General features: G+C 64.6%; 29 protein-coding genes. 17 read left to right on the top strand and 12 right to left on the bottom strand.

All coding sequences use genetic code 11. The annotated features are described in order from the left end of the window. Positions 1 to 56 precede the first annotated feature (56 nt). The 8 genes from gpmA (at position 57) to IWY39_RS05495 (ending at position 8,031) form a co-directional block, all read left to right on the top strand. Positions 57 to 743, top strand: coding sequence for a 2,3-diphosphoglycerate-dependent phosphoglycerate mutase (gpmA, locus tag IWY39_RS05530; RefSeq protein ID WP_019051776.1), 687 nt, complete (start codon positions 57 to 59; stop codon positions 741 to 743). A gap of 182 nt (positions 744 to 925) precedes the next feature. Beyond that, a complete protein-coding gene (purE, locus tag IWY39_RS05525; protein ID WP_017183666.1) occupies positions 926 to 1,414 on the top strand; it encodes a 5-(carboxyamino)imidazole ribonucleotide mutase in 489 nt (162 codons plus the stop codon). An 8-nt stretch (positions 1,415 to 1,422) separates the two neighbouring features. Further along, on the top strand, positions 1,423 to 2,493 hold the full coding sequence (locus IWY39_RS05520; RefSeq protein WP_107125179.1) for a 5-(carboxyamino)imidazole ribonucleotide synthase: 1,071 nt from the start codon (positions 1,423 to 1,425) through the stop codon (positions 2,491 to 2,493). Continuing rightward, complete coding sequence (locus IWY39_RS05515; protein WP_107125180.1) at positions 2,490 to 2,972, top strand: dihydrofolate reductase; 483 nt, start codon at positions 2,490 to 2,492, stop codon at positions 2,970 to 2,972. The genes IWY39_RS05520 and IWY39_RS05515 overlap by 4 nt, the downstream gene beginning before the upstream one ends. Positions 2,973 to 3,015: 43 nt before the next feature. Next, positions 3,016 to 3,957, top strand: a complete 942-nt coding sequence (locus tag IWY39_RS05510) for a bifunctional riboflavin kinase/FAD synthetase (protein ID WP_107125181.1) — start codon at positions 3,016 to 3,018, stop codon at positions 3,955 to 3,957. A gap of 141 nt (positions 3,958 to 4,098) precedes the next feature. Continuing rightward, a complete protein-coding gene (ileS, locus tag IWY39_RS05505) occupies positions 4,099 to 6,996 on the top strand; it encodes an isoleucine--tRNA ligase (protein ID WP_107125182.1) in 2,898 nt (965 codons plus the stop codon). A 109-nt stretch (positions 6,997 to 7,105) separates the two neighbouring features. Then, positions 7,106 to 7,621, top strand: a complete 516-nt coding sequence (gene lspA / locus IWY39_RS05500; RefSeq protein ID WP_019051782.1) for a signal peptidase II — start codon at positions 7,106 to 7,108, stop codon at positions 7,619 to 7,621. Next, positions 7,618 to 8,031: a DUF3035 domain-containing protein gene (locus tag IWY39_RS05495; RefSeq protein ID WP_017181351.1), complete on the top strand. Its 414-nt coding sequence runs from the start codon at positions 7,618 to 7,620 to the stop codon at positions 8,029 to 8,031. The genes lspA and IWY39_RS05495 overlap by 4 nt, the downstream gene beginning before the upstream one ends. A 47-nt stretch (positions 8,032 to 8,078) precedes the next feature. Here the strand turns inward: IWY39_RS05495 and IWY39_RS05490 are convergent, their stop codons facing one another. The 6 genes from IWY39_RS05490 to IWY39_RS05465 all read right to left on the bottom strand — a co-directional run bounded on the left by IWY39_RS05490 (position 8,079) and on the right by IWY39_RS05465 (position 13,538). Continuing rightward, positions 8,079 to 8,372: a hypothetical protein gene (locus IWY39_RS05490; protein ID WP_107125183.1), complete on the bottom strand. Its 294-nt coding sequence runs from the start codon at positions 8,370 to 8,372 to the stop codon at positions 8,079 to 8,081. Between the two features lie 128 nt (positions 8,373 to 8,500). Beyond that, positions 8,501 to 10,429 (bottom strand): 1-deoxy-D-xylulose-5-phosphate synthase, encoded by a 1,929-nt coding sequence (gene dxs / locus IWY39_RS05485; RefSeq protein WP_107125184.1) that lies wholly within the window; start codon positions 10,427 to 10,429, stop codon positions 8,501 to 8,503. A 49-nt stretch (positions 10,430 to 10,478) separates the two neighbouring features. Continuing rightward, the gene (locus IWY39_RS05480) at positions 10,479 to 10,946 is read right to left on the bottom strand and encodes a Fur family transcriptional regulator (protein ID WP_017181353.1); all 468 of its coding nucleotides are present in this window, start codon (positions 10,944 to 10,946) and stop codon (positions 10,479 to 10,481) included. 44 nt (positions 10,947 to 10,990) lie between these two features. Further along, positions 10,991 to 11,317: a DUF423 domain-containing protein gene (locus tag IWY39_RS05475; protein WP_107125185.1), complete on the bottom strand. Its 327-nt coding sequence runs from the start codon at positions 11,315 to 11,317 to the stop codon at positions 10,991 to 10,993. Next, positions 11,314 to 13,116: a cation:proton antiporter domain-containing protein gene (locus IWY39_RS05470; protein ID WP_107125186.1), complete on the bottom strand. Its 1,803-nt coding sequence runs from the start codon at positions 13,114 to 13,116 to the stop codon at positions 11,314 to 11,316. The genes IWY39_RS05475 and IWY39_RS05470 overlap by 4 nt, the downstream gene beginning before the upstream one ends. Continuing rightward, positions 13,116 to 13,538, bottom strand: a complete 423-nt coding sequence (locus tag IWY39_RS05465) for an iron-sulfur cluster assembly scaffold protein (RefSeq protein WP_019051786.1) — start codon at positions 13,536 to 13,538, stop codon at positions 13,116 to 13,118. The genes IWY39_RS05470 and IWY39_RS05465 overlap by 1 nt, the downstream gene beginning before the upstream one ends. A gap of 211 nt (positions 13,539 to 13,749) precedes the next feature. Here IWY39_RS05465 and IWY39_RS05460 point away from each other — a divergent pair, with 211 nt between their 5' ends. Together IWY39_RS05460 and IWY39_RS05455 are read left to right on the top strand one after the other, a co-directional pair. After that, positions 13,750 to 14,199, top strand: a complete 450-nt coding sequence (locus tag IWY39_RS05460) for a YaiI/YqxD family protein (RefSeq protein WP_107125187.1) — start codon at positions 13,750 to 13,752, stop codon at positions 14,197 to 14,199. Continuing rightward, a complete protein-coding gene (locus IWY39_RS05455; RefSeq protein ID WP_107125274.1) occupies positions 14,199 to 15,371 on the top strand; it encodes an NAD(P)/FAD-dependent oxidoreductase in 1,173 nt (390 codons plus the stop codon). The genes IWY39_RS05460 and IWY39_RS05455 overlap by 1 nt, the downstream gene beginning before the upstream one ends. A 152-nt stretch (positions 15,372 to 15,523) precedes the next feature. Here IWY39_RS05455 and IWY39_RS05450 read toward each other — a convergent pair whose 3' ends face one another. Further along, a complete protein-coding gene (locus IWY39_RS05450; RefSeq protein ID WP_107125188.1) occupies positions 15,524 to 17,578 on the bottom strand; it encodes a transglycosylase domain-containing protein in 2,055 nt (684 codons plus the stop codon). A gap of 108 nt (positions 17,579 to 17,686) precedes the next feature. Here IWY39_RS05450 and IWY39_RS05445 point away from each other — a divergent pair, with 108 nt between their 5' ends. Beyond that, the gene (locus tag IWY39_RS05445) at positions 17,687 to 17,884 is read left to right on the top strand and encodes a hypothetical protein (protein ID WP_107125189.1); all 198 of its coding nucleotides are present in this window, start codon (positions 17,687 to 17,689) and stop codon (positions 17,882 to 17,884) included. A gap of 5 nt (positions 17,885 to 17,889) precedes the next feature. Here the strand turns inward: IWY39_RS05445 and IWY39_RS05440 are convergent, their stop codons facing one another. Continuing rightward, entirely contained in the window at positions 17,890 to 19,200 is a 1,311-nt protein-coding gene (locus IWY39_RS05440) for an MFS transporter (RefSeq protein WP_107125190.1), read from the bottom strand. Positions 19,201 to 19,345: 145 nt separating this feature from the next. On the opposite strand from IWY39_RS05440, the gene pgsA reads away from it, so the two are divergent. From pgsA to IWY39_RS05425, 3 genes are read left to right on the top strand one after another with little or no spacing between them, the layout of a single operon-like run. Beyond that, positions 19,346 to 19,909 carry a CDP-diacylglycerol--glycerol-3-phosphate 3-phosphatidyltransferase gene (pgsA, locus tag IWY39_RS05435; RefSeq protein ID WP_026002085.1) on the top strand — a complete coding sequence of 188 codons (564 nt, stop codon included), beginning with the start codon at positions 19,346 to 19,348 and terminating at the stop codon, positions 19,907 to 19,909. Positions 19,910 to 19,918: 9 nt separating this feature from the next. Further along, positions 19,919 to 20,173, top strand: a complete 255-nt coding sequence (gene moaD / locus IWY39_RS05430) for a molybdopterin converting factor subunit 1 (RefSeq protein ID WP_019051792.1) — start codon at positions 19,919 to 19,921, stop codon at positions 20,171 to 20,173. Further along, positions 20,170 to 20,613, top strand: a complete 444-nt coding sequence (locus IWY39_RS05425; protein WP_107125191.1) for a molybdenum cofactor biosynthesis protein MoaE — start codon at positions 20,170 to 20,172, stop codon at positions 20,611 to 20,613. The genes moaD and IWY39_RS05425 overlap by 4 nt, the downstream gene beginning before the upstream one ends. A gap of 76 nt (positions 20,614 to 20,689) precedes the next feature. Here IWY39_RS05425 and IWY39_RS05420 read toward each other — a convergent pair whose 3' ends face one another. The 3 genes from IWY39_RS05420 to IWY39_RS05410 all read right to left on the bottom strand — a co-directional run bounded on the left by IWY39_RS05420 (position 20,690) and on the right by IWY39_RS05410 (position 23,478). Continuing rightward, positions 20,690 to 21,442: an SDR family oxidoreductase gene (locus tag IWY39_RS05420; RefSeq protein ID WP_107125192.1), complete on the bottom strand. Its 753-nt coding sequence runs from the start codon at positions 21,440 to 21,442 to the stop codon at positions 20,690 to 20,692. 296 nt (positions 21,443 to 21,738) lie between these two features. Next, entirely contained in the window at positions 21,739 to 22,665 is a 927-nt protein-coding gene (locus tag IWY39_RS05415) for a hydrogen peroxide-inducible genes activator (protein ID WP_017181365.1), read from the bottom strand. Between the two features lie 39 nt (positions 22,666 to 22,704). Next, positions 22,705 to 23,478, bottom strand: a complete 774-nt coding sequence (locus tag IWY39_RS05410) for a sulfite exporter TauE/SafE family protein (protein WP_019051794.1) — start codon at positions 23,476 to 23,478, stop codon at positions 22,705 to 22,707. A 189-nt stretch (positions 23,479 to 23,667) separates the two neighbouring features. Between IWY39_RS05410 and epsC the strand changes: the two genes are divergently transcribed. Both epsC and IWY39_RS05400 read left to right on the top strand, forming a co-directional pair. Continuing rightward, a complete protein-coding gene (epsC, locus tag IWY39_RS05405) occupies positions 23,668 to 24,381 on the top strand; it encodes a serine O-acetyltransferase EpsC (RefSeq protein ID WP_026002086.1) in 714 nt (237 codons plus the stop codon). Then, the gene (locus tag IWY39_RS05400; protein ID WP_107125193.1) at positions 24,381 to 24,719 is read left to right on the top strand and encodes a DUF2794 domain-containing protein; all 339 of its coding nucleotides are present in this window, start codon (positions 24,381 to 24,383) and stop codon (positions 24,717 to 24,719) included. Before epsC ends, IWY39_RS05400 begins: the two co-directional genes overlap by 1 nt. Positions 24,720 to 24,761: 42 nt before the next feature. Here the strand turns inward: IWY39_RS05400 and IWY39_RS05395 are convergent, their stop codons facing one another. Beyond that, entirely contained in the window at positions 24,762 to 25,820 is a 1,059-nt protein-coding gene (locus IWY39_RS05395; RefSeq protein ID WP_107125194.1) for a hypothetical protein, read from the bottom strand. Positions 25,821 to 25,958: 138 nt separating this feature from the next. Between IWY39_RS05395 and IWY39_RS05390 the strand changes: the two genes are divergently transcribed. Next, positions 25,959 to 26,888, top strand: coding sequence for an NAD(P)H-dependent flavin oxidoreductase (locus tag IWY39_RS05390; protein ID WP_017181370.1), 930 nt, complete (start codon positions 25,959 to 25,961; stop codon positions 26,886 to 26,888). The last annotated feature ends 57 nt before the right edge of the window (positions 26,889 to 26,945 follow it).

Here is a 26,945-nt window from a genome sequence, read left to right as displayed (position 1 = left end):
CCGCCGTTCCGTGATGGGAACTCATATTGTCCGCTCTTGTGCAGGAGACGTGCCCGATGCCCACACTCGTCCTTATCCGTCATGGCCAGTCGTCATGGAATCTGGAAAACCGCTTCACCGGATGGTGGGACGTGGACGTGACCGAGAAGGGCGTGGGCGAAGCGCGGGCGGCGGGACAGTTGATGAAGGCCAAGGGGCTGGATTTCGACCAATGCTACACCTCGCTCCAGACCCGCGCGATCAAGACGCTGAACCTGGCGCTGGAGGAAATGGGGCGGCTGTGGCTGCCGGTGGAGAAGGACTGGCGCTTGAACGAGCGTCACTATGGCGGGCTGACCGGCCTGGACAAGGCGGAGACGGCGGCCAAGCATGGTGACGCGCAGGTCAAGATCTGGCGCCGCAGCTTCGACATTCCGCCGCCGGTGCTGGAGGCGGGCAGCGAGTTCGACCTGAGCAAGGACCGCCGCTATGCGGGCATCGCCATTCCATCGACCGAGAGCCTGAAGGACACGATCGCGCGCGTGCTGCCCTATTGGGAAAGCCGCATCGCGCCCGACCTGAAGGCAGGCAAGCGGGTGCTGATTTCCGCCCATGGCAATTCGCTGCGCGCGCTGGTCAAGCATCTGTCGAACATTCCCGACGACGAGATCACCGAACTGGAAATTCCGACCGGCCAGCCGATCGTTTACGAACTGGCCGACGATCTGAGCGCGATCGAGCGCTATTATCTGTCGGAACGGTAAGGGCTGTGTGCTCCCGCGCAGGCGGGAGCCCAGTTGAAACGGCGGGACTAGGCTCCCGCCTGCGCGGGAGCACGCCGGGTTCGGGGAGGAAATACGACATTGCCCCCCGGCGACCCGGTCGCTAAGGGGCTTTGCTTTCCGGGCGGCACCGTGAAGGCCGCGCCATGAGGGGAAGCACGGGCATGAGCGGGGCAATCGAGGTCGGCATCATCATGGGGTCGCGGTCCGACTGGGACACGATGCGCCATGCCGCCGAAACGCTGGACGCGCTGGGCGTGCCCCATGAATGCAAGGTGGTGTCGGCGCACCGCACCCCGCAGCGGTTGTATGATTATGCGACGAGCGCGGTGAGCCGCGGCCTGAAGGTCATCATCGCGGGCGCGGGCGGGGCGGCGCATCTGCCGGGCATGTGCGCGTCGATGACGCGCCTGCCGGTGCTGGGCGTGCCGGTCGAATCGAAGGCGCTGAAGGGCATGGATTCGCTGCTGTCGATCGTCCAGATGCCCGGCGGCATTCCCGTGGCGACGCTGGCGATCGGCAAGCCGGGCGCGATCAATGCCGGGCTGCTGGCCGCCGCGATCCTGGCGACCAATGATCCTGAACTGGCCGGGCGACTGGACGCCTGGCGCACGAAGCAGACCGATGCGGTCGCCGAAACGGTGGAGGACTAAGCGGCCCCATGACGACCATCGCGCCCGGTTCGACCATCGGCATACTAGGCGGCGGCCAGCTGGGGCGGATGATTGCCATCGCCGCCGCGCAGCTGGGCTATTGCACCGCCATCTACGCGCCGGAGGAGAGCGGCCCCGCCGCCGACGTGTCGCCGCGCTGGACGCGGGGCAATTATGAGGACGCTGCGGCGCTGGCGGCCTTTGCCGATGGCGTCGATGTCGTCACCTATGAGTTTGAGAATATCGACCCGGCAGCGATCGAGGTGCTGGCCAGCCATGGGCTGGTGCGTCCGGGTGCGCAGGCGTTGCGGGTGGCGCAGGACCGGCTGGCGGAAAAGCGGTTCGTGTGTGATCTGGGCGGGCTGACCGCGCCCTTTGCGCCGGTCGAGGATCTGGACGATCTGGAGGCGGCGATCGCGCAGGTCGGCAGCCGCGCCATCCTGAAAACCAATCGCATGGGTTATGACGGCAAGGGACAGGCGCGGATCAATGAGCCGGGCGATGCGGTCGGTGCATGGAATGCGATCGGCCGGCAGAGCGCGATACTGGAAGGATTCGTGACTTTTGCCGAGGAATTTTCGGTCATATTGGTGCGCGGGGCGGACGGTGAGGTGCGCTTCTGGGACAGTTCGGCCAATGTCCATGTCGACGGTATCCTCGACATGTCGACCACGCCCGCTGGGCCGCTGATCGAGGGGCAGGTGCCTGCCGCCCGCGCGCTGGCGCGGAAAATTGCCGATGCGCTGGACTATGTCGGCGTTTTGACCTGCGAATTTTTCGCCAGTGCCGATGGTCCGGTGTTCAACGAAATGGCGCCGCGCGTCCATAATAGCGGGCATGGCACGATCGAGGGTGCGGTGACGAGCCAGTTTGAAAATCATGTCCGCGCGATTTGCGGGCTGCCGCTGGGCGACACCGCGCTGGCGGCGCGCCGGGTGGAGATGCGCAACCTGATCGGCGAGGCGGCGCATGACTGGCAGGCGATCCTGTCCGATCCGGCCAACCATCTGCACCTATATGGCAAGCATGAAGCGCGGCCGGGGCGCAAGATGGGGCATGTCACGCGGCTGGTGCTGTGAGCGAGATCGTGCTGATCCTGGCCCGCGCCGACAATGGCGTGATCGGGCGGGATGGCGATCTGCCCTGGCGGCTGCCGGCGGACCTCAAGCGGTTCAAGGCGCTGACGCTGGGCCATCCGATGATCATGGGGCGCAAGACGTTCGACAGCCTGCCGGGACTGCTGCCGGGGCGTCGCCATATCGTCCTGACTCGCGACCGGACATGGAGCGGGGCAGGGGCGGAGGTTGCGCATGATGTCGCGGGCGCGCTTGCGCTGGCCAATGCGCCGGGCGTGATGGTGATTGGCGGGGCGGAAGTGTATCGACTGTTTCTGGACGTCGCCCATCGAATCGAGCTGACCGAAGTGCATCTGGACGCGGTGGGGGATGCCAGCATCGCCTATCCCTATCCGGCGGACTGGGTGGAAGTGGCGCGCGAGGACCATGGCGCGCTGGACGGACGGCCCGGCTACAGCTTCGTGACCCTGCGGCGAGCCTGATGCCGCATTGCCACGCCCTGTGCGCCCCCCTATAGGCCGCGCCATGGAGCGGCTGACTAGCGGCGCCCCGGTCCCGGCGCATTTGCGCGGGGCCATCATGGCGCTGGGCAATTTTGACGGGTTTCACGCCGGGCATCAGGCCGTGGTCGGCCATGCGATAGACCGCGCCCGCGCCGAGGGGCGTCCGGTCATCGTCGCGACCTTCGATCCGCATCCGATGCGGTTGTTCCGGCCCGACACGCCCCATTTTCGCCTGACGACGCTGGACCAGCGGGCGGCCCTGTTCGCCGGCGCCGGGGCGGACGCGATGATGGTGTTCGCCTTTACCCCCCAACTGGCCGCGCTTGGGCCGCAGGCTTTCGTGCGCCTGCTGGCCGCCGATATGGGCATTGCGGGGGTCGTCACGGGGCAGGATTTCACCTTTGGCAAGGGGCGTGCCGGTTCCGTGGCGCTCTTGTCCGAACTGGGCGCGCCATGGGGCATGTGGGCGCAGGCGGTTGCGCCGGTGACCGATGCGGACGGGGCGGTGATTTCCTCCAGCCGCATCCGCGCGGCGTTGCAGGCGGGCGATTGCGCCACCGCGACCCGGCTGCTGACCCGGCCCTTCGCGATCGAGGGGGAGGTGCAGCATGGCGACAAGCTGGGGCGGACGATCGGCTTTCCCACCGCCAATGTCGATATGGGCAGCTATTTGCGCCCGGCCTATGGCATTTATGCGGTGCGCGGGATGTTGCCGGACGGGCGCGTGCTGGACGGGGCGGCGAATCTGGGCATCCGCCCGACCTTCGACCCGCCCAAGGAATTGCTGGAACCGCATTTCTTCGATTTTGCCGAAAGCCTGTATGGCCAGTGCATTGCCGTGCAACTGATCGCGTTCCTGCGGCCGGAGGCGAAATATGACGGGCTGGACGCGCTGATGGCGCAGATCGCGCTGGACTGCGAGGCTGCACGGCAAATCCTTGCGGGAACGCCTTACGTCGCTTAATGGCGGCTTGTTTTCTCACCCGTTCGGGCTGAGCGAAGTCGAAGCCTTCTACTGAGCGGAGCGAAGTGACCTCCCTATCGGTCGGTCGAGCCCTTCGACGTCGCTCAGGGCGAACGGTCATTAGCAGATACCGGACCCATTATGACCGACGCACCTGACTATAAGTCCACCGTTTTCCTGCCCGTCACCGACTTTCCGATGAAGGCCGGCCTGGCGCAGAAGGAACCCGCGATCGCGGCCAAGTGGGAGGCAATGGGTCTGTATGACCGGCTGCGCGAGCGGCGCAAGGGGCGCGAACGCTTCATCCTGCATGACGGGCCGCCCTACGCGAATGGCGACATCCATATGGGCCATGCGATGAACAAGGTGCTCAAGGACATCATCGTCCGCAGCCAATCGCTGCTGGGCAAGGATGCGCCCTATGTGCCCGGCTGGGACTGCCATGGCCTGCCGATCGAATGGAAGATCGAGGAGGAGTATCGCAAGAAGAAGCTGAACAAGGACGAGGTGCCCGCCGCCGAGTTCCGCGCCCAGTGCCGCGCCTATGCCGACAAATGGGTGGGCGTGCAGAAGGAGCAGTTCAAGCGTCTGGGCGTGATGGGCGACTGGGCCGATCCGTACCTGACCATGAAGTTCGACGCCGAAGCGACCATCGTGGGCGAGTTGCTGAAATTCGCGGAAAGCGGCCAGCTGTATCGCGGGGCCAAGCCGGTGATGTGGTCGCCGGTCGAAAAGACCGCGCTGGCCGAGGCTGAGGTGGAATATGAGGATGTCGTGTCGACGCAGATCGACGTGGCGTTCGAGATTGTGGAAGCGCCCAATGCGCCGGAACTGGTTGGCGCGCATGCGGTGATCTGGACGACGACGCCCTGGACGATCCCGGTGAACCAGGCGATCGCGTTTGGGGAGGGGATCACATATCTCCACTTCGAAGCGAGCGATGACAAACGATATGTCGTAGCGTTCGAGTTGGTCGATCAGTTTCTGGCACGTACTGGGTTGAGTTTCAAAACTGGCACTTTGGCTGGTGCCGATGCAGTTGCGAGCATCGGGAATGTCGCTGATCGCCAGATTTTTGGTAATCAACTTTCGAAAGCCGTCGCCCGTCACCCCATGCACGCGCTGGGCGGCTTCTTCGCCCGTCCGCGTCCCTTCCTGCCCGCCGATCATGTCACCACCGACGCAGGCACCGGTCTCGTCCATATGTCCCCCGATCATGGCGAGGAGGATTTCATCGCCTGCAAGAAGCTGGGCATCGACCCAGTGTTTGCGGTCAATGATGCGGGTTTCTATCGCGACGATTGGGCGTGGTTGCCGGGGCAGGGCAGCGTCATCAACACCAAGTTCAACGGTGCGGACGGCCCGATCTGCACTGACCTGCGCGCGGCTGGCGCGCTGCTGTCGGCCAGCGAGTTCAGGCATAGCTATCCCCATAGCTGGCGGTCGAAGGCGCGGATCATCTATCGCTGCACGCCGCAATGGTTCATTCCGATGGACAAGCCGAGCGGGCAGGTGATGGACTATCCGCTACCGCCGCTGGAGCCGGTTACCGGCGCGCTGGCGACGGCGCTGCCGACCAACGGGCCGACGCTGCGCGGCGTGGCGCTCGATGCGATCCAGAATACCCGCTGGGTGCCGGAGCGGTCGACCAACCGTATCCGGTCCATGGTCGAAGGGCGTCCTGACTGGGTGATCAGCCGCCAGCGCGCCTGGGGCGTGCCGATCGCGCTCTATGTGCATCGCAAGAGTGGGCAGTATCTGGTTGATCCGGCGGTCAATGCCCGCATCGTCGAAGCGTTCAAGGCGGGCGGCGCGGATGCCTGGTTCGGGGCGGATCATCAGGCGCTGCTGGGGCCGGATCATGATCTGGCCGACTATGAGGTCATCACCGACATTCTCGACGTGTGGTTTGATTCCGGGTCGACCCATAGTTTCGTGGTGGAGGCCCGCTATGGCGAGGGCGCGCGCGCCGACCTGTATATCGAAGGATCGGACCAGCATCGCGGCTGGTTCCAGTCATCGCTGCTCGAAAGCTGCGGCACGCGCGGACAGGCACCGTACAAGGCAGTGCTGACCCATGGCTTCGCGCTCGACGGGACCGGGCGCAAAATGTCCAAGAGCCTTGGCAATGTGGTCGATCCGCTCAAGATCATGGGCGAAAGCGGCGCGGACATATTGCGCGTATGGGTCGCGAGCACCGACTATTTCGACGATGTGCGGATCGGCAAGGAAGTGCTGGCCGGATCGTCCGACGCCTATCGCAAATTGCGCAATACTTTCCGGTACATGCTGGGCGCTCTTTCCGATTATGATGAAGAGGCCGAAGCCGTGTCCTACGCCGAAATGCCGGAACTGGAGCGCTATATGCTCCACCGGCTGGCGACGCTGGACGCGGAATTGCGCAGCGTTGTCGACAAGGCGGCGGACAGCGAGAATTGGCTGGAATTCAGCCGCTATACCCGCGCGCTGTTCGATTTCGCCAATAGCGACCTGTCGGCCTTCTTCTTCGACATTCGCAAGGACTGCCTCTATTGCGACGCGCCATCGGACCCCAAGCGCCGCGCCTATCGCGCATTGCTGGATACGCTGTTCCACGCGCTGGTCCGCTATGCCGCGCCGATCATCCCCTTCACCGCGGAGGAAGTATGGCAAAGCCGCTTCCCAAGTGACGAGGAAAGCGTGCATTTTCTGGAATGGCCGGAGATCGACCATCACTGGATCAATGCGCATCTGGATGAGAAATGGACGGAGTTGCGCAGCCAGCGCGAACAGGTGAACGAGGCGATCGAGCCGTTGCGGCGCGAGAAGATCGTGCGTTCCAGCCTGGAGGCCGATGTCACCATGGGGCAGGTGCTGGCCGTGGGCGACGTCGATTTCGCCGAAGTGGCGATCGTCGCGCGGGTGACGATGGGCGAGGGCGACGGCATCAGCGTCCGTCCCAGCGAATGGCACAAATGCGGCCGTTGCTGGCGCTTGCTGCCCGAAGTCACCGAGGATGGCGCGCTGTGCGGCCGGTGTGACGCGGTTGTTGCGCCATGAATAGGCATGGAACAACGTGCTCCCGCGAAGGCGGGAGCCTAGTCGTGCCGTCCGAGCTGGGCTCCCGCCTTCGCGGGAGCACGTTTTTTCCAGTCGCTGGGTTTGATCGATGACTAATCCTATCAACCACCGCCCGCTGGGCCTGACCGTCGCGATCGTGACGCTGGCGCTCGACCAGCTCATCAAATATGCCGTCACCTATCCGCTGGCGCTCAAGAGCCGGGCGGATCTGGGGATCGAGATATTGCCGATCTTCCGCCTGCGCTGGCTGGAAAATCGCGGCGTGTCGATGGGCTTCTTCCACGCCGACACCGACCTGATGCGCTGGGGGCTGGTGGGCATGACCATATTGATCGCCGGATTTGTGGGCGTGTGGATGTGGCGCGAAAAGGCGCGGCAGGATGTCGCGGCGCTGGGGCTGGTTCTGGGCGGCGCCATCGGCAATATCGTCGACCGGATAAGGCTGGGCTATGTCGTTGATTATGCGGACCTGCATTTTGGCGACTGGCGGCCCTTCCTGATTTTCAACCTGGCTGACGCAGCGATCACCATCGGCGTGCTGATCCTGCTTGCGCGGGCGTTGCTGCTGCGCGACAAGGGCGCAAATACGGAGACTTTGAAGTGAAGCTTAAACTGATCCTTGCCGCCGGTCTGCTCACCACCCTGTCGGCCTGTGGCGGCGGCGGCGGGCTGTTCAACCGCGAACGTCCCGATGAATTTGCGGTGTCGCGTCAGGCGCCGCTGGTGATCCCGCCAGACTTCGCGCTGGTGCCGCCCGCGCCCGGCTCGCCTTCGTCCAATGCGGTCGATTCGAGCAAGGCGGCGATGGAAGCCATGTTCGGAGGCCCGGCGCAGCGCAGCGCGACCGAAACGTCGACGCTGAACGCTGCCGGTCGCGCCAATGCGGCGGCGGGCATCCGCTCGACCGCTGGCGATCCAGGCACCGAAGTGGTCGACAAGGGCGCGACCACCCGCGACATTATCGCCGCCCCCGAAGGCGACGGTCAGGACGCACGAGCCGCAACGCCGCAGTGATAATTATTGCATCGCCTTGAGCGTCTCGTGGAGCGTTCAAGGCGGTGTTAGGCGGTGCTATATCGTTTTGCGCAGGACATGAGATAATGCCCGAAGTCGCATATGCTCATGTCTTGGGGGATATGCTCCGGATTGCTTGCCGTCGGTTCGGACAATCCGCCTTCTTGGAAAAATTTGGCAACGATATCTTCTAAATCTTCCGGGTCGATGCCAGCATCTTCGATCAAGTCGTCGTTGGGATGCGGTAGATTATCGCCGTCGCCATAATAGGGCGAAAGGGCATCCCATATGAATTCCGCAACGGGTTCCCCCACACCTTCATTGATCAGCCAATCGATCAAGGCGCTGGGTTGGATCCCGCGTCGTTGAATGGCCAGTCGTTTGGCGCGCCTCTTAGCTTGCACAGAGCCAGACACGCCCAATAGCCCCAATATGATGGCTATGGCCAAAGCGAATTTGACCACGCTGTCTACGCCCGCGCTTCGGTTCCTACGCTGTTGTGGCGCAATGCCGTCAGCACCGTGTCGATGATGGCGTCGGCGTCCAGGCGCGCGTCGGCATATTGTTTTTCGGGCTTGTCCTGATCCTGGAACAGGTCCGGCAGGCGCAGGGTGCGCAGTTTCAGGCCATTGTCGATGAGGCCAAGGTCACTGGCCAGCGTCAGCACATGCGCGCCAAGGCCGCCTATCGCGCCTTCCTCGATCGTCACGGCGACTTCATGGGTGGTGAGCAGGCGGCGGATCATCGCTTCGTCGAGCGGCTTGGCAAAGCGCAGGTCGGCGACGGTGGTGGACAGGCCGCGCGCTTCCAGAGCCTCGGCGGCTTTGAGCGCCTCTTCCAGCCTTGTGCCGAGCGAGAGAATGGCAACCTGCCGCCCGTCGCGCACGATGCGGCCCTTGCCGATTTCGAGGCGTTCGGGGACGACAGGCATGGCGACGCCGGTGCCGTTGCCGCGCGGGTAGCGCAGCGCGATCGGCCCGCTGTCATGGCAGGCGGCGGTATGGGTCATATGGACCAGTTCGGCTTCATCGGCCGCCGCCATCACCACCATGTTGGGCAGGGTGGCGAGGTAAGTGACGTCGAAACTGCCCGCATGGGTCGATCCGTCCGCGCCGACCAGACCCGCGCGGTCGATGGCGAATCGGACGGGCAGATTCTGGATCGCGACGTCATGGACGACCTGATCATAGGCGCGTTGCAGGAAGGTCGAATAGATGGCGCAGAAGGGCCGCATCCCCTGCGCAGCGAGGCCTGCGGCAAAGGTGACGGCATGTTGTTCGGCGATGCCGACGTCAAAACAGCGGTCGGGAAAAGCGGTCGCGAATTTGTCCAGCCCGGTGCCGGACGGCATGGCGGCGGTGATGGCGCAGACGGCTGGATCGCGCTGCGCCTCGGCAATCAGCGCCTGGGCAAAGACATTGGTGTAGCTGGGCGGGCCGGGCGGAGCCTTGGCCTGGGTGCCGGTGATGACGTCGAATTTCTGGACGCCATGATATTTGTCATCGGCCGCTTCGGCGGGGCCATAGCCCTTACCCTTTTGCGTGACGACATGGACCAGGCACGGCCCTTCGGCAGCGTCGCGGACATTTTCCAGCACAGGGATCAACTGGTCGAGATTATGGCCGTCGATCGGGCCGACATAGTAAAAGCCCAGTTCCTCGAACAAGGTGCCGCCCATCGCCATGCCGCGGGCGAATTCGTCGGTCTTGCGCGCGGCATTGTGGAGCGGGCGGGGCAGCTTGCGCGCCAGCTTCTTCGCAAGGTCTCGCAGGCCCAGAAATTCGCGGCTGGACACGAGCCGCGCGAGATAGCCCGACAGGCCGCCAACCGGGGGGGCGATCGACATGTCATTGTCGTTCAGGATGACGATCAGGCGATTGCCCGCCGCCTGCGCATTGTTCATCGCCTCATAGGCCATGCCCGCCGACATCGCGCCGTCGCCGATGACGGCGATGCCCTTGCCCGGCCGGTCCTGCATCTTGTTGGCGATGGCGAAGCCCAGAGCCGCGCTGATCGACGTGGAGCTATGCGCCGCGCCGAACGGGTCGAAATCGGATTCGGCGCGCTTGGTGAAGCCCGACAGGCCGCCGCCCTGACGCAGGGTGCGGATGCGGTCGCGCCGTCCGGTCAGGATTTTGTGGGGATAGCATTGATGCCCCACGTCCCAGATCAGCTTGTCATTGGGCGTGTCGAACACATAGTGGATGGCGGTCGTCAATTCGACCACGCCAAGCCCCGATCCCAGATGGCCGCCAGTGACGCCGACAGCGGCGATCACTTCCTGCCGCAGTTCGTCGGCAAGTTGCCGCAGCTGCTCCGGCTTGAGGGCGCGCAGGTCGGACGGCCAGATCACCTGGTCGAGCAACGGGGTTTGGGGGCGATCGTTCATGAAAGACATAGACTCGTCAGGGCGCTAGGCCGTTCCGTCGCGAAGCGCAACGATCCACTTATGCAGCGCATTTGGCGCATGTTCCCAAAATTTCTATCACCGGGCGTTCAGGCTTGAACCCTTCCTGTTCGGCAACGGCGCGGACTTCGTTCGTCACCTTGTCATCATCGACATGGGTAGCCTGCTTGCAGGTGCGGCACACCAGGAAGATGCAGTCATGGTGGCAGCCGGGATGGGCATTGGCGATATAGGCGTTGGCGCTTTCCACCCGCATCGCGACATTGTTCGTCACGAACAGGTCGAGGATGCGATAGACGCTGTTGGGCGCGACCCGCTTGCCGCGCGCCTTCGACACGGTGTCGGCAATGTCATAGGCCGATGCGGGCTTGTCCTCCGCCGCCAGCGCATCGAAAATGGCCGCGCGCATGGGCGTCCATTGTTCGCCCTGCGTTTCCAGCGTGGCGCGCGCAGCGTCGGCCAACCGGGTGCCGGTGGGTTCGTGATGATGGTGGTGATGGTCGGCCATGACGTCAATCTAGGCCGGGTAGGTGGCCGGGGCAAGGGCGCGCGTCAGCGTTGCCCGAAGGTCCATGCCGCCCAGAGCCAGCCAGCGATCATCAACAGGCCGCCAACGGGCGTCACCGCGCCCAGCCATTTGGGCGCGCCCAGCGCCATGGCGTAGAGGGTGAGGGCGAAGATCGCCGCGCCAACCAGCAAAAGCGCCGCCGCGCCGCGCGCCACGCCCATGATCGCCAGTGCGGCGACGGCATGAACCAGCTGGTAAAGGCCGCCGGTGCGCAGCCATTCCGCCGCCTTGGGATCGGCAACGCCATGCGCGCCAAACGCGCCCGCCCCGATGGCGAGGGCGGCAGACAGGGCGGCGAATATGGGGATCATGGCTTTTCTCCGTCGCCGCGCGAGAGCAGGCGCATGCCTCTGCCGGGGCGATACATGAGATCCTTGGCCGCCAGCAGCGTGCCATGTTCGATCTGGAGCGCCAGCCTTTGCTGATCGTTGGCGCGATATTGGCGTTCGACTTCCTCGATTTCCTCCGACGGGACGCCAAGCGCCTCCATCGCCTGCACGCCCATGCAGATGGCCGATTCATAGACTTCGCGCACCACGGCGGCGAGATCGATGTTCTGCAAGGCCAGCAATTGCCGCCGATCGAAGGCGCGGACCATCAGCGCCGCCTGCGGGAAGGCTTCGGCAATCGGTTCAAGCGTGCGGCTGTCGAGCGAGGGATCGTCGATGCAGAAGGCGATCAGCCGGGCCTCTTCCGCGCCGGCGCGGCGCAGCAGGTCGATGCGGGTACCATCGCCATAATAGACTTTCGTGTCGAACCGCTGCGACGTTTCGATCTGGGCGGGCTTCTTGTCGATCGACACGACGGCAAAGCCATGGCCGATCAGCATTTGCGCGACCGTCTGGCCGAAGCGGCCATAGCCCACGATGATCGCGGTGCCGCGCGGCGCTTCGTCCGGGTCGGGCAGATCGGCGCCGGAACTGGGCGTGGCGAATTCAAACCGGCGGGCGAACAGCATCAGGAAGGGGGTGGTCGCCATGGAGAAGGTGACGATGGCGCTGAACAGGCTGGCGGCTTCGGGCGCAATCAGCAGCGCGCCCTGCGCCTGGGCGAACAGGACGAAGCCGAATTCGCCGCCCTGACTGAGCAACAGGCCAGCACCAAGCGCGGGCCGCCAGTCCATGCCGAACAGGCGGGCGAGGCCGGTGATGATCGCGGCCTTGGTCGCGACCAGGATCAGCGCCATGCCGATGACGAACACGGGATTGGCAGCGACGGTGGCGAGATCCAGCACCATGCCGACCGCCAGGAAGAACAGGCCGAGCAGGATGGAACGGAACGGTTCGACGTCCGCCTCTATTTCATGCCGGTAGGGCGAATCGGCGAGCATCACGCCCGCGACGAAGGCACCCAGGGCGGTCGAAAGATGCAGGCTGTGCATCAGCGCGGCGGCGGCCAGCACGGTGAACAGGCCGACGGTGACGAACAGTTCGCGCTCGCCCAATCGTCCGACAAGGGACAGGAGCGGGCGCAGGATGAAGCGACCGGCCAGAACCAGGCCCGCGATCGCCGCGACGGTATAGGCCGCCGTCATCCATCCGGGCGGTCCGCCTGCATCAGCGGGGTTGCGGGACAGGGCGGCGACGATGGTGATCAGCGGGACGATGGAAAGATCCTGAAACAGCAGGATCGAGAATATCTTTTCACCGAAGGGCGAGTTGATGCGGCCGCTGGATTTGAGGCCCGGCAAGACCTGAGCGGTCGAGGAGAGGGCGAGCGGCAAGCCGAGCGCAATCGCCGCGCCCCAGGTGAAGCCGGTGAAATAGAAGATGATCGCGGTCAGGACGCAGCCGCACAGCACCACCTGCGCCAGGCCGAGGGCGAATATGTCCCGCTTCAACCGCCACAGCCGGGCGGGATGCAGTTCCAGACCGACGAGGAAGAGCAGCAGGACGATGCCGATTTCGGCAATGGCGAGCTTCGATTCGCCGCCGCCCACCAGCCCCAGCCCCTGCGGCCCGACCAGCGCGCCCGCGACGAGATAGCCCAGCACCGCGCCCAACCCGAAGCGGCGGAAGATAATGACGAACAGCAACGCCGCGCCCAGCAGGAGGACGCCGTCGGAGAGCAATATCTCGGTCGCGGTGATGGGAGCGGCGGATTTGGCCATCAGGCGTCGGCCATCCGGGCGGCTTCGGCAATGGCTTCAAAGCCCAGCCGGATCGAGGCATGGCGGGCGGGGTAGCCGCGCGCCGGGGCGAGCACGGCAAGGCCGGGCCAGAAATCGAGATCGTCGCTGGCGCCCGACAGATAGGCGGTCAGCTTGTCGCGGGCCTCGGCCAGCTCGTCGGCGCTCATGCCGATGGCCTGCGCGGCCATCAGCGAGGCGGATGCCTGCCCCAGCGCGCATGCCTTTACGTCCAGCCCGATGTCGGACAGGCGACCGTCGGCCATCGCCACATCCACCGTCACCCGCGACCCGCAAGTGGGGGAGCGTCGCTCCACGCTCGCCTGCGGGGCAGGCAGGCGGTGATGGTGCGGGATGCTGGCGGCGAGCCGCAAAATATCTTTGTTGTACAGGGGGGCGCTCATTGCCGTCTCATGTAGGGCAGGATGGGCGTGGGGTGAAGGCGGGGAATGATCATAGCGGAAATAAGCTCCGGCCACGACCAAAGGCAGCGTGTTCCCGCGCAGGCGGGAACCCAGTTCAAACGGCGGGACTGGGTTCCCGCCTGCGCGGGAACACAGGGCGCTTCAATCGGGCCATTGTGAAGTGCCGTCCTCGCGCTTATCGCCCGGAGCCATGAAGATTCTGGTCGATGCCGATGCCTGTCCTGTGAAGGACGAGATTTACAAGGTCGCCTTTCGCCATGGCGTGCCGGTCACGATCGTGAGCAACAGCCCGATCCGGGTTCCCGCCCATGACCTGATCGACCGGGTGGTGGTGAGCGACGGGTTCGATGCGGCGGACGACTGGATTGCCGAGCGGGCGGATGCGGGCGCGGTGTGCATCACGGCTGACATCCTGCTGGCGGACCGATGCCTGAAAGCCGGTGCGATCGTGATTGCGCCCAATGGCAAGCCCTTCACGCTGAGTTCGATTGGCGCGGCGATTGCGACGCGGGCGATCATGGCGGATCTGCGCGCCGGGGGCGAACAGATTGGTGGGCCGCCGCCCTTTGGCAAGAATGACCGTTCGCGATTCCTGTCGGCGCTGGACGAGGCGCTGGTGCGCGGCAAGCGGGGTCGATGATGGCCGATTGGGACGCGATCATCCTGGGTGCGGGTGCGGCGGGGATGATGTGCGCGGCGGTCGCAGGCCAGCGGGGCAGGCGGGTGCTGCTGATCGATCATGCCGATCAGCCGGGCAAGAAAATCCTGATTTCTGGCGGCGGACGGTGCAATTTCACCAATATCGACACGGCGGCCGATCGCTATCTGTCGGCCAATCCGCATTTCGCCAAGTCCGCGCTGGGGCGGTACGGCGCGCAGGATTTCATCGCGCTGGTCGATAGCTATGGCATCGCCTGGCATGAAAAGACGCTGGGGCAATTATTTTGCGACGGGTCGGCCAAACAGATTGTCGCGATGCTGGAGGAGGAATGCGCCAAGGGCGGGGTGACGATGGCGCTGGGGCAGCCGATTGCCGACGTGGCGCATGGCGATGGCCTGTATCGGGTGACGGTCGGCGGGGTGGAGCATCGCGCGCCCGCGCTGGTGCTGGCGACCGGCGGGCCGTCCATCCCGAAAATGGGCGCGACCGGCTTTGCCTATGACGTCGCGCGGCAATTCGGGCTGTCGATCATCCAGCCCCGCCCGGCGCTGGTGCCCTTCACGCTGGGGGCGGACGAGGCGCTGTTTCAGGCGTTGTCGGGCGTGTCGGCGGACGTCATGGTCCGCTGGAACAAGGTGCGGTTTCGGGAGGCGGCGCTGTTCACCCATCGCGGTCTGTCGGGACCGGCGATGTTGCAGATTTCATCCTATTGGCAGCATCGCACCCCGATCCATGTCGATTTCCTGCCCGACCATGACGCGGACTGGCTGATCGAGGCGAAGCGCGAACGGCCGCGCGCAAGTTTGCGCAAGATAGTGGCGCAGGCGCTGACCGAGCGGCTGGCCGATGCGCTGCTGGAGCGGGCCGGGGTGCAGGGCGAGATGGGCAACCTGTCCGACAAGGCGCTGCGGCAACTGGGCGTGCGGCTGCACGACTGGCCGTTCGCGCCGACGGGAACAGAGGGTTATGCCAAGGCCGAGGTCACGGTCGGCGGGATTGCGACGGCGGGCCTGTCATCGCGGACGATGGAGGCAAGCAAGGTGCCGGGCCTGTACGCGATTGGCGAGGCGGTGGACGTTACCGGCTGGCTGGGCGGCTATAATTTCCAATGGGCGTGGGCCAGTGGCTGGGCGGCCGCGCAGGCGGTTTAGGATCGACCGACATTCAGCCCTGACGGCCTGCAAATGGCGATTTTCCGTGCTTCCGGTGCTCACCTACTTTTAGTAGGCTGCGCTCCGGGTCACGAAAAACCACCATTTTCGGCTCGTCATCATTTGAATGTCGATCGACCCTGACGGTCGAGTTAAGGCCCGCTATCCTCGCCCTGCGGCGGTTGCGTGGGGGCGATGCGGGGTGGGGGCGTATCGGCTGGCGGGGCGGGCTGGTCGGTGGGCAGGCGGATTTGGGCCGGGCCGACATTCACGGTCATGCCGCCTTCGTCGACACCGAGTCCGACATTGCCGATGCCGGTTTCCACGCTGATATTGGCGATGGCGTTGACGAGGTCGGCATCCTGCGTTTCGACCGGGGCGTCCTCGACCGCTTCGTTGATCGCGCCGCTCATGAAATTGCGCCAGATGCGCGCGGGGATGCCGCCGCCTGCCGCGCCGCCGGGGAGCGGGCTATTATCGTCATTGCCGATCCATACCGCCGTCACCAGACCACCGGCATAGCCAACGAAGATGGCGTCGCGGCTGTCCTGGGTCGTGCCGGTCTTGCCGAAGGTGCTGGTGCGCAGGGCCGCGGCGCTGCCGGTGCCGCGATTGGCCGCGGAGGAGAGCAGGTCGCGGATCATGGCCAGTTCATCGTCATCGAAGGCCCGCTGGCGCGCCATCAACCGTTCGAACCAGCCCCGTTCTTCGGGCGGCAGGCCATGGGCAAGGACGGGATATGACCCCGCCGCGACCGCCGCATAGGCTTCGGCCAGTTCGATCAGCGGGATTTCCGATGTGCCGAGCGCCAGGCTCAAATCCTCGGTCAGGGGCGCGGTGACGCCCAGATCGCGGGCGACCTTGATGACATTGTCGACGCCGACCTTTTGCGTCAGGCGGACGGCGGCGACATTGCTGGAGGCGGCGAACGCCTGACGCAGGCTGATGCGGCCACGATATTTGCCGCCATGATTGGCCGGACGATACGAGCCGGTAGTGATCGGCGTATCGTCGATCATATCCTCCGGCGTCATGCCTGCGCGGAAGGCGGCGAGATAGACGAACAGCTTGAAGGTCGATCCGGGCTGGCGCCTGGCCTGCACGGCGCGGTTGAAGCTGCTTTTGGCGTAATTCCTGCCGCCGACCATGGCGACGACGCTGCCGTCGGGCTTCATTGCGACCAGTGCGGCCTGCGCTCCGCCCAGCGGCGCGCGGCGGACGGCGGCTTCGGCCAGGCGCTGGATGCGCCAGTCGAGCGTGGTGTCGATTTTCTGTTCGCCATAGACCGCGCCCGCCCGGTCGCGGGCGTCGGGCAGCACCCAGTCCGCAAAATAGGTGCCGGTGGTGGCGTCGGGCGTTTCGCGGACGTTGAGGCGGACGGGGGGCAGGGCGTTGCGTTCCGCCTGCGTCAGATAGCCAGCGTCCACCATCGCCTGCGTCACCAGCGCGGCGCGGGCGCGCGCGCCCTTCAGATTGCTGGTGGGGGCAAGGCGGGATGGCGCCTTGAGCAGGCCCGCCAGCATCGCGGCCTGCGGGATGGTCAGCCGTTCGGGCGCGCGGTTGAAATAATGGAGCGAGGCGGCGCGCAGGCCATAGACATTGTCGCCGAAATAGACGTTGGACAGATAGCGTTCGAGGATCTGGTCCTTCGTCAGCCAGGCTTCGAGCCAGAAGGCGATCATCGCCTCACGCGCCTTGCGGCCCATGGTGCGGTCGCTGGAGAGGAACACACCCTTGGCCAGCTGCTGGGTGATGGTGCTGCCGCCCTGCGACGATCCGTCCGACCAGAGATTGTGCCAGGCGGCGCGGGCGATGCCGCGCGGATCGACGCCCCAATGGCTGTAGAAGCGCCGATCCTCGATCGCCATGAAAGCCTGGGGCACATGGGCGGGAAGCTGCGCGATGGTGACCGGCGTGTCGATCACCGCGCCGCGCCGGGCGATGAGGTGGCCGTCCGTCGACATCAGGCTGATGCTGGGCGGCGCGATCGGCCGGAGCGAGCGGGAGAGGGGGGCGGTGACGGCAAGCCAGCCGATCACCAGCATCAGCAGCGCCAGGCCAGCCGCGATGATCCAGCCCAATATCTGCAACCGCCGCCGCCAGGGCGTGGGCGGGGCGAAGGCGCTGGGCGGCCCGGCGCCGAATTCGCGCGGCGGCGGCGCGGCGGGATCGGCTGTGCTGGACGGATCGGTCATCGGTTCAGCCATGCTGTATTATTCGCCTGATACAGTCAAGTCTGTCCCGCACCGGGACAGGGTCAGGTTAACCATCTTTCGCAATGGCCCAAATGGTAAATAATGCGTTAACCCATCATCATGCGAACACGCCCCCTTGTCCTGACGACCGAATCCGCCCGTCACCCCTTTCGCCAGCGGTTGCCGCAGCATGTGCTGCGCGTTGTCGAGCAGGCGCCAGCGGCCAAGCGAAAGCGGGTCGATGATGACAGCGACTGGAAGCTGTTCGGATTGAGCTTCTGCGCCTTCTTCACGGCCTTCTACAGCTTCATTTCCTGAGCGCATCAGGCACAGACGGGGCCGTCGCATGCCTTGTGCAGTTTCCACGCCAGCCAGGCGCAGGGCAGGCAGAGCAGGGCGACGAGCAGCAGTTGCTTCACGACTGACAGGCCGGCGATCGTCAGGCCGATCGCGATGACCGATCCAACCACCATCATGCCGCTGTTCACGATATTGTTGGCCGCGACGGTACGGGCGGCTTCGCATTTTTCGACGGTGGTGGTGAGGAAGGCGTAGAGCGGCACGACGAACATGCCGCCAAAGGTCGCGACGCCCAGCAGGCAGGCGGATAGCGGCATCGCCATGGGATGGGCGAGGAAGTCGCTGAACGAGAGCATCTGTCCGGCGGGGGCGGGCGTCCACAGTGCGCATACGACATGGAAGGCAACGATGCAGGCGCCCATGCCGATCACCGATGCCGGGGCGTATTTGGCCGAGACATGGCCGCATAGCAGCCGGTTGATCGCGATCGAGCCGATGGCGATGCCGATCGAGAAGATGGCGAGGAACAGGCTGGCGACCGACTTGTCGGCGGTCAGCACATTTTTGACCAGCGGCGGAAACTGGATGAACAGGATGGAGCCGACCGCCCAGAACAGGCTGATCGACATGATCGCCAGAAACAGGCGGCGGATATGCATGGTGCCGCGCACCAGCGTAATCGACGAACGGATGATGTGGAAATCGATCGGCGTCCGTTCCAGCAGGGACGGGGCGGACGGCACCCTGCGCCCGGCGGCAAAGCCGATCAGCGCGGTGATGACGATGCCGACCGCAGCGACCTCCACCGGGATCAGGCCAGCCAGGATCGTGCCCGCCAGAATGGCGATATAGGTGCCGGCTTCCACCAGGCCGGTGCCGCCCAGCACTTCATCGTCATGGAGATGCTGGGGCAGGATGGCATATTTGATCGGGCCGAAGAAGGTCGAGTGGACCCCCATGGCGAACAGCGCGAGCAGCAGCAGCGGGATGGCCAGCGTGTGGACGGCGATGCCCGCCCAGATGAGGCTGAGGCCAGTCGCGCCGACCAGCATGATCGCGATTTCCGCGCCCTTGACCCAGCGGATGATGACCGCCTTGTCCCGTTGATCGGCCAATTGTCCCGACAGGGCGGACAGAAGGAAGAAGGGCAGGATGAAGATCCCGGTGGCCAGCGCGCTGAACCAGGTTTCCGAGCGTTCGTCGTTATATACCTGATAGACGACGAACAGCACCATCGCGTTCTTGAAGAGATTGTCGTTGAACGCGCCGAGCAACTGGGTGATGAAAAGCGGCAGAAAACGGCGCTTGTTCAAGAGCCTGAGAGAGGCTTTCATGGATGAAGGGGGCTTCTTTACCGTTAGCGACCGGAGCGGGGTCTAGCCGCTGGCGGTGCCGCTGTCCAATCCCGTTGCCGCAATCATGTGTCGTGCCCATGTGTCGCGCCTTGTGCGTCGCGCCGGACTGTGGCAGTCGGCGGCGATGCTGACGCTGCCCAATCTGCTTACGCTTTCGCGCATCGTCACGGTGCCGTTGCTGGTCGCCCTGCTGTGGCCCGCGGAAATGGGCGCGCGCTGGACCACCGGCTATGCGCTGGCCTTCGCGCTCTATTGCCTGATGGGCATTACCGATTATTTCGACGGCTATCTGGCGCGGGCGCAGGGCGCGGTGTCGCGGCTGGGCATCTTCCTGGATCCCATCGCCGACAAGATCATGGTCGCCGCCGTCATCCTGATGCTGAGCGCCACGCGCGACATAGCGGGCATCCATATCGTCGCCGCGATGATCATCCTGCTGCGCGAGATCGCGGTATCGGGATTGCGCGAATTTCTGGCGGGCATTCAGGTGTCGGTGCCGGTGTCGCGGCTGGCCAAGTGGAAAACCACCTTCCAGATCATTGCACTGGGCGCGCTGATCCTGGCGGGGGCGGTGCCGCAATTTCCCTTTGTCCAGGCGGTTGGCATCGTGACGCTGTGGGCTGCCGCGCTGCTGACGCTGATAACCGGCTGGGATTATCTGCGCGTCGGCATCAAGCATATGGATTGAGCGCGGATCATGCTGACGATCGTCTATTTCGCCTGGGTCCGCGAACGGATCGGGCTGGATGAGGAGCAGGTGGCGCGGCCCGACGCGGGGACCAGCATTGCCGATCTGGTGGCGATGCTGGCGGCGCGGGGCGGCGGCCATGCCGAGGCGCTGGGCGATGCGACGCGGTTGCGGGCGGCGCTGGATCAGCGGTTCGTGGCGCTGGACAGCCCGATCGGCGATGCGCGCGAACTGGCGCTGTTTCCGCCGGTGACCGGCGGATGAAGCGGGTCGCGGTGCAGGCCGGGGATTTCGATGTCGCGACCGAACTGGCCGCGCTCGAAGCCCTGGGCGGCGGCGGGGTGGCGAGCTTTACTGGCGTGGTGCGCGGGGGCGGCGGGCTGGTCGCGCTGGAACTGGAACATTATCCGGCGATGACGCAGGCGCAGGTCGACCGCATCTGCGACGAGGCGATGGCGCGCTGGCCGCTGCTGGGCCTGAGCGTCATCCACCGCTTCGGGCGGCTGGAGCCGGGGGCGCGCATCGTGTTCGTCGGCACGGCATCGCGCCACCGCGCCGCCGCGCTGGAAAGCTGCGCCTTCCTGATCGACTGGCTGAAGTCGCAGGCGCCCTTCTGGAAGAAGGAGCATTTCGCCGACGGCGCGGCGGGATGGGTCGAGTCGCGGGCGGAGGATGAGGCGAAGGCTAAGGGCTGGATCGGTTAGGCTGCGCGCACAAATTCCAATTGCTCAGGTTGACCGAATGCCGCAGTACGCTTTTCGGCACACGACCTTTGCTTGCTCAAATCTTCACCGCCGCGTTTCCGCCATCGGCCCACAACGCTGAACCGGTGACGAAGCTCGCCATATCGCTGGCCAAGAACAGCGCTGCCTGTGCGATCTCCTCAGGTTCAGCGATGCGTTTCATGGCGTGAAGGCCAGCGGCCCATTGGCGTTGTTCCGCATCGCCGGCCATCTCGGTCGCTGTTCCCCCCGGGAGAAGTACATTGGCCCGAATTCCTATCGCACCATAATCTGCCGTTATCCCACGCACCAGGCCCATAAGGCCAGCTTTCGCCGCGCCGTATGCGCCCATTCCGGGCAAACCGGCACTTGTGCCGACGAAGCTGCCGGTAAAGATAAGCGTTCCCGCACCGCGCGCCTGCATTGCCGGAAGCTGCGCACGCGCGCCTAGAAATGCGGCAGTGAGATTTGTTGCCAGCACGTCTGACCATTGCTGAGGTTCGATTGCCGCGAGCGGCAGTATGGCGCCGACCGTCCCGGCATTATTGAACGCGATATCCAGGCCGCCAAAAGCGGATTGGGCGGCAGCCACTGCATCATGATGCGTGCGCTCATCCGTGACATCGCCTAGGATAGCCTTTGCCTGTCCGCCGGATTCGGCGATTTCACTGACCAATTGATCCAGGCGATCTTGACGACGCGCAACCAGGACCACCGCTGCCCCGTGCGCGGCGAACAATCTTGCCGCTGCCCGGCCAATTCCTGAACTCGCCCCGGTAATTATGGCGACCTTGCCCTCTATCAGCTTCATTCTGCAACTCCGTGTGTTGAAACAGAATTTTAGGAATAGCCACGGGTCAGGGCTTCCCGTTTCCTGCCTTCAAACTGGTAACCCCCATCGGCCTTCGCGGGCCGTGGGGATGCCAATCGGATGACATGATCTTGGCGGATTGATTCAAGGCCGTCTTTTGGAGGCATGCCTGAGCAGAGGAGATGTGACGGAACGAAAGTGGCGCGCTCTGAAAGGCTTATTGCCTATCGAGCCTGAGACTGTCGCCACCCGCTACGATAAGCTTGCCAAAAGCTTCCTTGGCACGGAGGTGGGTGTCAGGCCGCCTCCACCATCGTCGGCGGATCGGACGCTTCGCGCAGAATGCCGGCGAGGAGGTGGAATTCCTTTTCGCGCGGGCTGTTCTTGCGCCAGACCAGCGCGATGTCACGCCAGGCCCGGTCGGAGCGGAGCGGGCGGGCGACGATCTGGGTATGTTCCAATATGCCGCTGGCGATCGCCATTTCAGGCAGCATGGTGACGCCCAGGCCATTGTCGACCATCTGAATGAGCGTGTGCAGCGACGTGCCCATCATGATCGCGCTGGCGCGCAGTTCGGGGCGGTTGCAGGCGGCCAGTGCATGGTCCTTCAGGCAATGCCCGTCCTCCAGCAGCAATAATTTGCTCTCGTCGATCATCTCCGGCCCGATCCAGTCGGGCGGATCGCGCGGATCGTCGCGCGGGAAGGCGACATAGAGGCGGTCCTGAAAGAGGATTTCGCTTTCCAGTTCGCCGGTGGCGAAGGGGAGGGCGAGCAAAACGCAATCGACATTGCCATGGCGCAGCGATTCGATCGCCGCCTGGGTCGTTTCCTCGCGCAGATAGAGTTTGAGTTCGGGCCGGTCGGCGCGCAGCCGGGGCAACAGGCGGGGCAGCAGGAAGGGCGCGATCGTCGGGATGACGCTCATGCGCAATTCGCCCGACAGCGGCTTGCCCGACGCTTCGGCGATGGCGGACAGCTCCTCCGCCTCCCGCAGCACGCGGTGCGCCTTTTCCACGATGCGATCGCCAAGCGCAGTGAAGCGCACGACGCGGCGGGTGCGCTCCACCAGCGTGACGCCCAGCAGCGATTCGAGTTCTCTGATGCCTGCCGACAAGGTGGACTGGGTGACGTAGCAGCTGTCGGCCGCCTTGCCGAAATGTCCCTGTTCCTTCAGCGCAACCAGATATTGCAGCTGTTTGAGGGTGGGGAGGTAGTTGGACATCTATCGGCTTCCTCGATCAGAAAGCCGAATATAAGTGTTTTAGCCGATATATCCAAGATATTTGGCGAGGCCGACAATGGATGTCAGGGTCAGGATGAACCCGACCGCCGTGAACAGCAGGCGCGGCGGGATATGCCTGGCGAGCATCGCGCCGACCGGGGCGGCCAATACGCCGCCGATCAACAGGCCGAGCGTGTAGGTGGTGAAGGCCTGCCACCCCAGATGGATGAGGAAGGTGAGGCTGATCGACAGGGTCAGGAAGAATTCGACCGTGTTGACGGTGCCGATCGTATGGCGAGGGCTGGACCCCTGCAACAACAGGTTGGAGGTCACGATCGGCCCCCAGCCGCCACCGCCGGTCGCATCCATGAAACCGCCCGTCAGGCCGAGCGGCGTCACCCATTTGGGGTCTTTCTGCTTGGGCGGCAGGTGAAAGCCACGCCAGACGAGATAGAGGCCGATGGCAGCGAGATAGGCCTGGATATAGGGTTTGATGACGGCGCCGTCGATATTGGACAGGACATAGGCGCCCGTCACGCCGCCGATGACGCCGGGAATGATGAGCTTCGAAAACAGCTTCCAGTCGACATTCTTGTGCAGGATATGGCTGATCGCCGAGACCGCGGTGGTGAAGGTTTCCGCGACATGGACGCTGGCCGAGGCGCGGCTGGGCGGCACGCCGAGCGTGAGCAGCAGCGTGCTGGAGATGACGCCATAGGCCATGCCGAGCGCGCCATCGACCATCTGCGCGCCGAAGCCGACCAGGATGAACGGCAGGATTTCGCCGAAATGGGCCGTGAGAGCGTCGATCATCCGTCTGCCTTTGGTCTGATTGTCTACCTATATAGTTGGCTTATCGGCACGCGGCAAGCAAGTTCCTATTTGCGGTGGCGAAGGGGAAATAGCGCCGTCTCTGGAAAAATCGGACCTGTGTCGCTATGTTGGTCTTCGATTTAGCTATAGCGGCGTGCGGACAGGCGCGCCCGGTTCGGGGATATGTGGATGGTACGCGCCCTCATTGCCTATCTGGATTCGGTCAAATCGCGCGATCCTGCGCCCCGGTCCCGTGCAGAAATCCTGTTATATCCGGGCGTCTGGTCGCTGGCCTTTCACCGGGTGGCCCATCGCCTGTATCGGGCGCGGCTCTTTTTCCTGGCGCGCGCGGTCAATCATTTCTCGCGCTTCATGACCGGGAACGACATTCATCCGGGGGCCAAGATCGGCAAGCGCTTCTTCATCGACCATGGATTTACCGTGGTCGGAGAGACGGCGGAGATTGGCGACGATGTGACGCTGTACCAGAATGTGACACTGGGCGGGACTGATCCGGCCAACGGCATTGCGGGCAAGCGGCACCCGACGCTGGGCGATGGCGTGATCGTGGGGTCGGGCGCGCAGGTGCTGGGGCCAGTGACGGTCGGCGCGCGGGCGCGGGTCGGGGCCAATGCGGTGGTGACCAAGGATGTGGCCGAAGGCGCGACGATGGTGGGCATACCGGCGCGGGCGATGCTGGTCGACGTGACCGCCTATCAGCGCGATTTCGTGCCCTATGGCACCCCTTGCTCCGACTGTTTCGACCCGGAAAAGCAGAAGCTGGAACTGCTCCAGTGCGAGGTCGAACAGTTGCAGAAGCGGCTGGCGGAACTGATCGCGGAACAACAGCGGCCCAAGCTGCCCGACGACGAGTCGCTGTTCAAGGCGCGTGACCGGGCCTGATGTCCAATGTGACGCCGTTTCCCAAGGGTGGAGCGGGGCAGGTCGGGTTCGACCGGCAGGAATTGCAGCGGATCATGGACCTGTATGGCCGGATGGTGTCAGCTGGGCACTGGCGTGACTATGCCATGGACATGGGGCGTGAGGCCGCGATTTTCAGCGCCTTCCGCCGCGCCGCCGAACGCCCCGAATATCGCATCGAAAAGCGCCCGGCGCTGCGCAACCGGCAGGGCATGTGGGCGCTGGTCGGCGAAGCGGGCAATATATTGAAACGAGGCCAGGATTTGCAGAATATCCTGGCCCAGGTCGAGCGCAAATTATTGCGGATCGTGGAGGGGTAAGTCCTCCTGACCCCTCCCCAAGGCAGGCTTTGGGGAGGATTTTCAGGCCGGTGCGCGGTCGAGATAGGGCAGCTTGTCGATCAGGGACGAGGGCAGGCCGCCGACCACCAGCGTGCGGGCATGGTGCCAGAGCGCCGACAGCAGCAGCAGCGAAGAACCGATCACCAGTGCGGTGAAGGCGGCGGAGAGTTCGACCGCGCCTGCCTGCTTGAACAGGGCATAGAGGGCGAAGAGAACATAAGCGAGGCTGGATACCAGCAGCGCGCGCCGGTCGATCGCCAGAGCGACAAGGCCGAAGGCGACATAGAGGGCGATGACCATCACCGCCTTTGCGACGCTGATGTCGTCGCCGTCGAATACGCCGAGCAGGTGGAAGAGCGAATGGGCGATCATCGGCGCAGCGGTAAGGTGCAGCCAGAAGGCGACGTCCGACCGGCGGGTGATGCGGCTGCGGTCTGACATGTCCCACCACATGGCGAAGGCGAAGATGGCAAGCCCGCCAGCCAGCAGCAGCAGGAAGGGCAGGGTGACATTGTTCGGGATCGCCGCGATGACGAGGCCCGCGACGACCCCGGCCGCCGCCGCAGCGCCTGCCGCCACGGTGATCGGCACCATGAAGCGCCGCCAGTGTGCGAAGGCCGCCAGCGCGCTGAATGCAGCGACGCCAGACAGGATTAGCGCGCCTGCCCGATCGCCGACATCGGGGAAGAGTTGCGCCGCCAGCGCGCCCAGCGAAAAGGCGACGCCGCCGACGAAGCCGACCAGCAACAGGATGGAGGGCAGCGCCATGCGCCGCTGGCGGGTGAAATATTCGGCCAACCCCCAACTGGCTGCCGCGACCAGCAGGCCCGACATCAGCGATGGATGATGTTCCGGCGCGCCCAGCCGGATGCTGTTGCCCAGCCAGCCGACCGCGACCAGCAGGATGATGCCGGCGATCGCCACGAAAATATCGTTGAAGCCGGTCAGCAGGCGGAAGGATTCTTCATCCACCACCGGGCTGGACCGCAGCCGGGCGACATGATCGCGCAGCGCCTGCGCGCTTTGCGCGGGGATAACCCCCGCCGCTACAGCATCCTGTAGATCACTCTCGCTATACATCGTCCATCTCCAACGGACTGTTGATTATGGCCTGTCATAGCATGACTGTATTATATCATCAATACAGTTGATTTGGCCTTTTTCTGCGACGCCGCCAGTGATAGCGCGAATGGCGAACAAAGAAGGAGAGCTACGATCATGACCCTGCCGACATCGCTTCAAGGCCGTTTGTCGCTGCCGCTGATCGGATCGCCCATGTTCATCATATCCCAGCCCGACCTGGTCATCGCCCAGTGCCGGGCAGGCATTGTCGGCGCCTTCCCCTCGCTCAATGCCCGGCCTTCGGGCGTGTTCGAGAGCTGGCTGCAACGGCTGACCAGCGAATTGACGGAAAAGGATGCGCCCTTTGCCGTCAACCTGATCGTCCACAAGACCAATCCCCGGCTGGAGGAGGATCTGGCGCTGTGCGTCAAATATCGCGTCCCGATCATCATCACGTCGCTGGGCGCGCAGGAAAAGGTGAATGAGGCGATCCATAGCTATGGCGGGATCGTGCTGCATGACGTCATCAACAACAGGTTCGCGCGCAAGGCGATAGAGAAGGGCGCGGACGGCCTGATCGCGGTGGCGGCCGGGGCAGGGGGGCATGCCGGGACGCTGTCGCCCTTTGCCCTGGTGCAGGAAATCCGCCAGTGGTTCGACGGGCCGCTTGCGCTGTCCGGGTCGATTGCGACGGGCCGCTCGATCGCGGCGGCGCGGATGATGGGGGCGGACCTGGCCTATATGGGATCGCCCTTCATCGCCACGAGCGAGGCCAATGCCGATGCGGCCTACAAGCAGATGATCGTCGAATCCCAGGCCGACGACATCATCTATTCCGATGTGTTCACCGGCGTTCATGGCAATTATCTGCGCCCCAGCATCGTGGCGGCGGGCATGGACCCGGACGCGCTGCCCAAGGCGGCGGACATGGATTTCGCCGGTGCCATGACCGACAAGAAGGCATGGCGCGATGTGTGGGGATGCGGGCAGGGGATCGGCGCGATCACCAAGGTGCAACCAGCGGGCGATTTTATCGCGGGCCTGAAAGCGGAGTATCAGGCGGCGGTGGCGGGGTTTGTGGCGTAATGGCATCCTCCCCTTGCAGGGGAGGTGGATGGCCGCAGGCCAGACGCAGGGGTGTTA

Origin of the sequence: Sphingobium sp. JAI105 (genome assembly GCF_015752145.1) — a bacterium.
Lineage (GTDB): Bacteria > Pseudomonadota > Alphaproteobacteria > Sphingomonadales > Sphingomonadaceae > Sphingobium > Sphingobium xenophagum.
Note: the sequence above shows the minus strand (reverse complement) of the source record. Positions and strands in the feature narration are given on the sequence as shown.

Coding starts and splice junctions, on each gene's coding strand:
- IWY39_RS05480 (WP_017181353.1), bottom strand. CDS start 10,946: ATGGCCGACCATCACCACCATCATCACGAACCCACCGGCACCCGGTTG.
- IWY39_RS05425 (WP_107125191.1), top strand. CDS start 20,170: ATGAAGCGGGTCGCGGTGCAGGCCGGGGATTTCGATGTCGCGACCGAA.
- lspA (WP_019051782.1), top strand. CDS start 7,106: ATGACTAATCCTATCAACCACCGCCCGCTGGGCCTGACCGTCGCGATC.
- IWY39_RS05475 (WP_107125185.1), bottom strand. CDS start 11,317: ATGATCCCCATATTCGCCGCCCTGTCTGCCGCCCTCGCCATCGGGGCG.
- ileS (WP_107125182.1), top strand. CDS start 4,099: ATGACCGACGCACCTGACTATAAGTCCACCGTTTTCCTGCCCGTCACC.
- IWY39_RS05465 (WP_019051786.1), bottom strand. CDS start 13,538: ATGAGCGCCCCCCTGTACAACAAAGATATTTTGCGGCTCGCCGCCAGC.
- IWY39_RS05520 (WP_107125179.1), top strand. CDS start 1,423: ATGACGACCATCGCGCCCGGTTCGACCATCGGCATACTAGGCGGCGGC.
- IWY39_RS05455 (WP_107125274.1), top strand. CDS start 14,199: ATGGCCGATTGGGACGCGATCATCCTGGGTGCGGGTGCGGCGGGGATG.
- IWY39_RS05510 (WP_107125181.1), top strand. CDS start 3,016: ATGGAGCGGCTGACTAGCGGCGCCCCGGTCCCGGCGCATTTGCGCGGG.
- IWY39_RS05395 (WP_107125194.1), bottom strand. CDS start 25,820: ATGTATAGCGAGAGTGATCTACAGGATGCTGTAGCGGCGGGGGTTATC.
- epsC (WP_026002086.1), top strand. CDS start 23,668: ATGGTACGCGCCCTCATTGCCTATCTGGATTCGGTCAAATCGCGCGAT.
- IWY39_RS05460 (WP_107125187.1), top strand. CDS start 13,750: ATGAAGATTCTGGTCGATGCCGATGCCTGTCCTGTGAAGGACGAGATT.
- purE (WP_017183666.1), top strand. CDS start 926: ATGAGCGGGGCAATCGAGGTCGGCATCATCATGGGGTCGCGGTCCGAC.
- IWY39_RS05445 (WP_107125189.1), top strand. CDS start 17,687: ATGCGAACACGCCCCCTTGTCCTGACGACCGAATCCGCCCGTCACCCC.
- moaD (WP_019051792.1), top strand. CDS start 19,919: ATGCTGACGATCGTCTATTTCGCCTGGGTCCGCGAACGGATCGGGCTG.
- IWY39_RS05390 (WP_017181370.1), top strand. CDS start 25,959: ATGACCCTGCCGACATCGCTTCAAGGCCGTTTGTCGCTGCCGCTGATC.
- pgsA (WP_026002085.1), top strand. CDS start 19,346: ATGCTGACGCTGCCCAATCTGCTTACGCTTTCGCGCATCGTCACGGTG.
- IWY39_RS05420 (WP_107125192.1), bottom strand. CDS start 21,442: ATGAAGCTGATAGAGGGCAAGGTCGCCATAATTACCGGGGCGAGTTCA.
- IWY39_RS05415 (WP_017181365.1), bottom strand. CDS start 22,665: ATGTCCAACTACCTCCCCACCCTCAAACAGCTGCAATATCTGGTTGCG.
- IWY39_RS05450 (WP_107125188.1), bottom strand. CDS start 17,578: ATGGCTGAACCGATGACCGATCCGTCCAGCACAGCCGATCCCGCCGCG.
- IWY39_RS05400 (WP_107125193.1), top strand. CDS start 24,381: ATGTCCAATGTGACGCCGTTTCCCAAGGGTGGAGCGGGGCAGGTCGGG.
- gpmA (WP_019051776.1), top strand. CDS start 57: ATGCCCACACTCGTCCTTATCCGTCATGGCCAGTCGTCATGGAATCTG.
- IWY39_RS05410 (WP_019051794.1), bottom strand. CDS start 23,478: ATGATCGACGCTCTCACGGCCCATTTCGGCGAAATCCTGCCGTTCATC.
- dxs (WP_107125184.1), bottom strand. CDS start 10,429: ATGTCTTTCATGAACGATCGCCCCCAAACCCCGTTGCTCGACCAGGTG.
- IWY39_RS05440 (WP_107125190.1), bottom strand. CDS start 19,200: ATGAAAGCCTCTCTCAGGCTCTTGAACAAGCGCCGTTTTCTGCCGCTT.
- IWY39_RS05470 (WP_107125186.1), bottom strand. CDS start 13,116: ATGGCCAAATCCGCCGCTCCCATCACCGCGACCGAGATATTGCTCTCC.